Genomic DNA, 5,076 nt, shown 5'->3' on the forward strand with positions numbered 1-5,076 from the left:
TCCCGATCGTTCATTCCCAGCGAGCCAAGCTGGGACATCAGCACCGACTCCGCCCGGTTCAGCGGGAATCCCATCATCCATCCCCATGCTTGAGGGTTTGCCGATTGTCTGGGCAGGATTGATGACAGTAAATTGTCCGCCAATGTCGCACTTGTCCCCATCTTTTTCGTGGGCGATGCTCCTTTGAAATCTCGTGCTGCGGGAGTCGCCAACCTCATTTTTTAAAACAGGTGTACTTTTTTCGAGTAAAACAAGCTCGATCATCATCATCATCTGATCGGGCATATTCCCAGCCTTCTGGAATCCCAGAGTCTGACCATCCAGTCGGTCGGCAACAGTGTCGATGAAAACTACCGTCTGCGTTTTGCTCGTGATAGTCATCCCCTAGCCATCGCTTGTGTCGGTAAAATCGGATCAGATGATCGCAAAACTCGCACCGACAAACTTCGCTGATTGATTCGTCTTCTGTCTCGGTGAATTTGAGTTTAATTTCGTGTCGTTTCATTTTTTGGATTCCTGTAAATATTAAACAGTTGATAGCTAAAACTAAAAAGAATTTACAAACACGGGCTCAATCCAAAGTTTGCGGTTTTCCTTCCACCGTTTGCCGTCCCCAGCTTCTAAGTTCCGCCAGTGTCCCCGCCGCCAATGCGAGTGCGGGGATGCGTGAATTCCCGATTGTTCGGTGCACACTTTGCGCTGGTAATTTCCCCCCAGCCAGCGGGGATATCGCACTATTGAAAGATTGCGATCGGTTGGCTTGTTAAATCCTTTAGTTCCGGTTTCTTTAGCGGAAACATCCGACAGCAGCTCCGGCGTGTATTCGATCACCAGCGCCGCCCCAATCGCTAAATTGCGAAGCCGGTTGATAAAAGCGCGATCTGTGGGAGATAGAGTGTCGGTTCCGCAATCTTCCCCGTCGTGAATGAGTTTTCCCTCGCTCTCGACGGCAGTACCCGACATCCAAACTGTTTCTTTGGTATCAATACCCGCAATTTGAATGTTGCGCCGATATTTGCTGGAAAAAGGTTGCAATTCAATTCCGCGATATCTTAACGCTTCTGCTTTTTCTCCTCCACAGTAAATTACCAAATAATCAAGCGTTCCGCCATCAGGAGCTTTTATGCAACACTCTTTGGGAAACGCAAGCACAAAATAAGGCATTGATGGTTGCCAATTTGCTAAGATGCCCGGTTTTTCGAGGACGTTCGTGTTGTCAAACGCCTCGAAGATTTCGGGTTTGATGCAGTAAATCGGGTAATCACCGATAAACCAACTCGACATCCGGTAGCTGTGTACAAACCCCGGAACGCTCAAGCCGCATTCTTTGGAAGTTATTAATCCGGCAGTTACAATTTTTGAGAGGGTTTCCCAAGATATGTAACCTTGGGGCATTTTGTACTCGCGATCGCACCGGACATTTGCGAGTAAAGTTTTCTCCAATTTGGCTATAATTTCCAGATTTGATGAACGACTTTGCTTGTAATTAACTAGAATGCGTTTAGTATTTAGCATTTAGCCCCCTAACTATTCCAACCATTTTATTCTCGTATTTCCTAACTCTTCTGCTAAATCTTACAGATAAATAGTTTTACCAGACAAAAGTTCTATCAAATGGCTGGGTGAGTTTTCCAAAAACTCTGATTCATCTGAGAGGTATTCTCCCAAATACCCCGATTTTCTAAGTCGAAGCTTAAACCCGTATTTAGCTACCCTTCGCAGCACTAAAATGTTTTTACTGTTCACTGTTACGTAAGCTGTGTCTTGCATTTGATTTTGCGTGTCTAACCCAGTCGGTGAAACCTTCCCGTTCCCGGAGTTCATTATTTGTACACCTTGTGTTTCAAGTCTGGAGAAACTAGACTCACAATTTTTGTCTTTGGGTTCTGAGCCGATTCAAAGGCGCGTTGTTTTGCTTCCGTTTCGCTCCCTTTGAAAATTTCTTGCATATCCACCTTTACGATCCATATCCGCTCAGTGCCTTTGGGAGTGACGATCGGGTCGGGACGTTTCCATTCAGCGATCGGATGGAACGGCGGATGTTTTTTTGGATCGAAATTTTGTTCAATCCATTTGAGAGCCTCAACACTGCCCACTCCTTTAATTATTGCCTGATACTTTACGGATTTTGAAAAGCGCTGCTCGATCGCAACATCCCATTTACCTGATTCGGCAAATGCGTGAGATTTAGTCAGAAAGTGAACCCAACTATCTATCAAGCCTTTATTGTTTCCTCCCATATACAAAATACCATCCACAAAGTCGAGATAAGGCGGTGGCTCAACCACAGACACTTGCCGAGATTCCAAACCTCGCAAATAATCCCGAAACAGCATCACATTAAAAATCGATACATTGTCCAACCGGGTAGCCCCGGTTTGTTGGTGTATTAGGAATTCCAGCATTGCGTTGTCAATATTTAAACGATTTTGTTCGGCTTTGATTTGCTCAAGTAAAGCTGTACGTTGATTTTTTTGCTCATCAGTTTCTTGCGGTGGCTCGGCAAAATTAGCAGCGGTAAATTCTTCAAATCCGGGATTGGCTTTTTCTACTATTCTTGGAATTGGTTGAGTATTCATTTTGCGTACGTATTTATCAACAACAAAGATTAATCCCACTCCGGCACCGCATACCCCATGTGTCGATAAACAACCGCCTCGGACTTTGATCGGGGCATCCTATGCGGTATTCGCGCCATAAAGTCCGCCCGATCGAACCAAGCCCCAAACCCACCGGGAAACCGGAGGAAGATTTGATCGGGCGCGATATCAGCAATCTCACCCCAGCCCCAGTCAGGATGTTGAAGCATAAAACCTCACTCAAAACAAAGATAGTTGTGTCCCTTCGGTTGTCTTGAATCGATCGCGCGCTATCTATTCTTTTGCCTCAACTTGAAGCCCAGCCAGATAAATGTCAAGCGCATCGGATTGAGCAAAAAATGATTGATATCGTTGCAACACCATGTCTAGGCAATCGGCTATATAACTCAAGCACGGCACAGCCATAGAATTACCCAAAGCTTTGTAGCGCAAACTGTTAGGAGAATATGGTTTGTTCCTCCAAGGAATGTTGGTGTAATCGTCTGAGAAGCCTTGTAAGCGTTCACACTCAATCGGGGTTAGGCGGCGAATTTCCCAGCCCAAGACTTGCCTACTAACGACAGGGGAGACTTGATCGAGCGACCATCCACCAGAACCTTTTGTCAGCAAAGTATTAGAGATTTCTTGGCGCAAAGTTGCTTGTCGGCAATCCACAGAGTAGGCGATCGACGCGCCGCTTGCTGTGCCGTTGATATGTGAGTTTTTGAAATTGCCGGCCCGTAACGTAGGAGCACATTCCTCTTTGGCATCGCCACCTGCATCAACCTTACTGAATCCGACAGCAGGAAAAGCCACTGCTGAACTGTTGCTAGATTTACCGGCTCGCCGCAAGGTCGGTGACAATTCTGATTGCGCTCCATTTCCGTAATCAATTGGGCCGAATCCAACGGCGATCGGAATATAAGCGCCTATTCCATCAATTCGGTTTCCACCGCCGCCATGTCCTTGTCCACGGGTGTCAGAGCATTCTGGAGGAAATTCAATGCGTGTCGCAGTGTTGGGTGCAGTTTTTTCCCTCGTGCTTTGCTTCGTCGCAGCAACCCCGACACAGCCGTCAAACTCAAATGATACCTCTCCAGATACAGAGAGAAATCGTCGGCTGTTGAACCAGGATGGCGCGCCAACCAGTCTTCCAAGCCTTCTAGAATTGACGATAACTGCGTAGACTCGCTCCCTATTTTGGGCGAGTCCAAAATTTCGAGCATTGAGTGTCCGCCACGCGACGGAGACATATTTTCCGGCAACCATACCTGCACGTTTCCATCGTCCGAGTGGTGGGTTGATTTCGTCTGAGCCGACAGCGAGACCCAGAAATTTGCCCCAGGGATTTTCTGATGCTGTGAGGATTCCATAGACATTTTCGTATATCGCTATAGCTGGTTGAATTTGCTTGAGTAATTCTAAGTATTGAAAGGTCAACATTCCCCGTGGGTCTTGCAATGATTGCCGATCGCCCGCTATTGAGAAAGATTGACATGGCGGGCCGCCAATTATTATGTCGATCTTGTCGCGCCAGAGCGTCCCGTCTATCTTTGTGATGTCGCCAAGATTGGGTGTTTTCGGGTAGTAATGAGCCAATACGGTACTGGGGAATTTCTCAATTTCGGCGCAGAATTTAAAGTCGTAGCGATCGGCGAGAGCGTGTTCCGGCGCTCCGATACCGGAACATAATGTGGCGGCACATAGTTTCATTGATGCGCCTCAATTTTTGAAAGTTGACTAGCAGCCACAAAATCAGGTTTGCCACTATCGAGAAATTTAACGTAAATGTAGCGGTCAAGAAAATCAATAATAATCGCTTCACGCCGATCGCCTCCGCCGTAATCCACTACAACCAAATCCCTGACCTTGAATGTGCGTTTGGGTGGTGCTAAGTTTTCTTTGGTAATCAGCGCGGGCAAATCTGACATTAAGCTACCCAGTTCCGCTAATGGCATTTGCCCAGTGTATGTCCCGGTTCGCAAGATAGATGGGAATACTTGTTCGTGCGCCCAATCTTGGAATTGAGCGGCAGCGGGTAAAGTTGATCGCATAATTAACTCAAAAAGTCCTGCCTCAGATATAAAAATTGGTTTCCGCCCTTTTTTTCCTAAATCTAGCGCGCGGCTATTTTTAGGAGAAACATTGTCAGCAATCGCCTCAGCCGGGTTTTTGTACCCGATAGCCCGTGCAACATCCGCCCCGCAAAACCAGGCTTGATTGTTGATATGTTGAATTTTGATTGATTGATTGTTGAAAGTGTAAGTTTGCATTGTTTTTGCTTGAGGTATAGTTGGATCGGCAGAACCGAGGTTGCAGTCAGCTCTGCCGGGATTGTCGAGAGTTAGTCTTGGGTGATCGGGAACTGGCGGACTCGGATATCTTCAGGCCACTCCGCCATGTCTGCACCCTTACGGTCTTTGAGTTTGAATTTCTGACTTGAGCCTGCAACATAAGTCAATGAGTGTTGTCCCAATTGCTTGACAAACACTGCCGT

Annotated in this window: 5 protein-coding genes; all 5 read right to left on the minus strand. The window is 46.8% G+C overall.

The features are described 5' to 3' along the window. Window positions 1-381, minus strand: a 381-nt coding sequence (locus QUA24_RS25335) for a hypothetical protein (protein ID WP_333233028.1), incomplete at its 3' end; no start/stop codon positions are given. Between the two features lie 165 nt (window positions 382-546). Further along, on the minus strand, window positions 547-1,515 hold the full coding sequence (locus QUA24_RS25340; RefSeq protein WP_333233029.1) for a hypothetical protein: 969 nt from the start codon (window positions 1,513-1,515) through the stop codon (window positions 547-549). 308 nt (window positions 1,516-1,823) lie between these two features. Beyond that, a complete protein-coding gene (locus QUA24_RS25345) occupies window positions 1,824-2,579 on the minus strand; it encodes a hypothetical protein (RefSeq protein ID WP_333233031.1) in 756 nt (251 codons plus the stop codon). 294 nt (window positions 2,580-2,873) lie between these two features. After that, window positions 2,874-4,292 (minus strand): DNA (cytosine-5-)-methyltransferase, encoded by a 1,419-nt coding sequence (locus tag QUA24_RS25350; protein WP_333233033.1) that lies wholly within the window; start codon window positions 4,290-4,292, stop codon window positions 2,874-2,876. Continuing rightward, window positions 4,289-4,852: a BRO family protein gene (locus QUA24_RS25355; RefSeq protein ID WP_333233034.1), complete on the minus strand. Its 564-nt coding sequence runs from the start codon at window positions 4,850-4,852 to the stop codon at window positions 4,289-4,291. The genes QUA24_RS25350 and QUA24_RS25355 overlap by 4 nt, the downstream gene beginning before the upstream one ends. Window positions 4,853-5,076: the final 224 nt, after the last annotated feature.

The sequence above is a fragment of the Microcoleus sp. Pol12B5 genome (assembly GCF_036701335.1).
Taxonomy (GTDB): domain Bacteria; phylum Cyanobacteriota; class Cyanobacteriia; order Cyanobacteriales; family Microcoleaceae; genus Microcoleus.

What these genes read in the sequence shown, in the direction of transcription:
- QUA24_RS25340 (WP_333233029.1), bottom strand. Translation starts at nt 1,515, where the DNA reads ATGCTAAATACTAAACGCATTCTAGTTAATTACAAGCAAAGTCGTTCA.
- QUA24_RS25345 (WP_333233031.1), bottom strand. Translation starts at nt 2,579, where the DNA reads ATGAATACTCAACCAATTCCAAGAATAGTAGAAAAAGCCAATCCCGGA.
- QUA24_RS25355 (WP_333233034.1), bottom strand. Translation starts at nt 4,852, where the DNA reads ATGCAAACTTACACTTTCAACAATCAATCAATCAAAATTCAACATATC.
- QUA24_RS25350 (WP_333233033.1), bottom strand. Translation starts at nt 4,292, where the DNA reads ATGAAACTATGTGCCGCCACATTATGTTCCGGTATCGGAGCGCCGGAA.